The organism is Kingella bonacorsii (assembly GCF_016623605.1).
GTDB classification, from domain to species: domain Bacteria; phylum Pseudomonadota; class Gammaproteobacteria; order Burkholderiales; family Neisseriaceae; genus Kingella_B; species Kingella_B oralis.
Genome location: NZ_JAEHNZ010000005.1, coordinates 1 through 2,115 on the forward strand (window position 1 = coordinate 1; position 2,115 = coordinate 2,115).

General features: G+C 57.5%; 1 protein-coding gene. It reads left to right on the forward strand.

The annotated features are described in order from the left end of the window. Positions 1-2,115: tape measure protein (locus tag JDW22_RS11795; protein ID WP_200523219.1), on the forward strand; the 2,115-nt coding region annotated here is incomplete at both ends.

Consider the following 2,115-nt stretch of genomic DNA (forward strand, 5'->3'; position numbering starts at 1 on the left):
TTATGGAGTTGCGCAGCAACGGTGCAACCGCCGCGCAAATCCGCCAAGCGCACGCCATGCAAAACTTGATTGCCGCTCACGAGCGCATCAACCTCAGCAGCGGCAGTTCGTTGGGCAACGCCGCAATCGCCGCAATCGGCATCGGCAGCGTGGCAGGCATTGCGCAGATGATGGACAAGTGGACGGAGTTTAACAACCGCCTGAAACTGGTTACTGCATCCAGCCAAGAGTTGAAAACCGCGCAAACTGCGCTGCTGGATATTGCCACGCGCACAGGGCAGGATTTGGATGGCGTGGCGAGCGTGTATCAGCGTTTTGCTGCCAACGCCAAGCAACTGGGCATCAGCCAGCAAGACACGCTGGGCATCACCGAAACGGTCAATAAAGCCATCGCGGTAAGCGGGGCGAGCGCCGCCAGCGCCAGCGCAGCGCTAACCCAGTTTGGGCAGGCGTTGGCTTCGGGCGCGCTGCGTGGCGAAGAGTTTAACTCGGTGATGGAAAACGCTCCCGGTCTTGCCGCTGCGATTGCCAAGGGCTTGGATGTGCCCGTTGGCAAGCTGCGCAACCTTGCCAACACAGGGCAGCTCACCGCCGATGTGTTGGTGAAAGCCTTGCAACGCGCGGCAAAAAGCGTGGATGATGATTTTGCCAAGACTGATAAAACCATTTCGCAAAGCATGGTCAATTTAAAAACCCGCTTGGTGGAGTTTATCGGCAAGTCGGGCGAATCATCGGGCGCGGCAAAAGTGCTTTCAGGCAGCCTGAATTTGCTGGCGAACAACATCAAGCCCGTGGTAACGCTGCTTACCGCATGGGCGGGCGTGAAGCTGGTATCTTGGCTGGTAACGTCTGCCGCGTCTATGGCACAAAACGTCGCCGCGCACATCGCCTTGCGCCAAGCCGCCGCCACATCTGCCATTGCCAACGGCAGCAACGCGGTGGCAATCTCGCGCGCAGGCACGGCGGCGCAGATTGCCGGTTTGCAGGTAACGGGATTTTCAGGCAGCCTGCGCGTGTTGGCGGCATCGGCAAGGGTGAGCGCGGCATCGCTGCGCAGCTTTGCGGGCACGCCTGTGGCGGCAGGGCTGGGCAAATGGTCGTTGGGCTTAACTGCCGTGGCGGCGGGCTTTACGGGGCTTGCCGCCGCCATCCAAGCCGCGCAAGGCAAAAGCGCGGACAACTGGATTTATGGCATGGCAAACAGCTTGGTTGGGCTGGATAACGAAACCGAAAGCATCGGCACCAAGCTATACGATTGGCTGCACCCGATAGACCAAGCCACGCAGAAGCTGCAAGAACAGCAGAAAGTGGCGCAGAAGCTGCAAGAAACTTTGGGCGACACGCAGCAATCCACCGCCGAAAAAATCGCCCAAGCAGGCAGCGTTGCCGCCTACAAAGCGGAGAACACCAAGCTGGATGATTTGCGCAAATCGTTGTCCGACAGCGTGGTTAAATACACCGAGCAAAACGAGCAACTGGGAAAAAGCAAGGAGCAGCTGGAAAAACTGCGCTTGGAACAGGAAAAAGCCGCCGCCATCATCAAAGCCCGCGCCGAGATTGAAAAATCGTATGCGCAATACACGGGCAGCGACAAGCAGGATTTAATCAGTAAAGATTTGGCGCAGGCATCCAAGCAGATTGAGCAAGATTTTCAGGCTGCCACGCGCGAGCTGGATAAATACACCCAAGCGCAAGCCGCCGCCACCGCTGCTAGCAAAACGCGCGAAGCGGTAGAAAGCAGCATCAACAGCCTGCAAGAGAAGCTGAAATTATCCTACGCCGCTACCAGCGACGAAGCCGAGCGTATGAAATTAGCCATGCAAGGCGCGAGCGCGGCGCAGTTAAAACAAGTGGAAGCCTTGCAAATCGCCGTGGCGCTGCAAGAGAAGCAGAACAAGGTCAATCAAACCTTGGAAGACTTGCGCCAAGAATTGCAGCGCGTGGGCAAATCTGCCGCTGAAATCAAGCTGATGGATTTGAAAAACGCGGGCGCAACCGCCGAGCAATTGCAAGAAGCCCGCGCCTTGCTGGATGCCACCGCTGCCAAAGAAGCCAGCTTCAAAACCATTGAAGGCGCGGGCAACAAAATGGACAAGGCGGCAGACAAAATGCTGC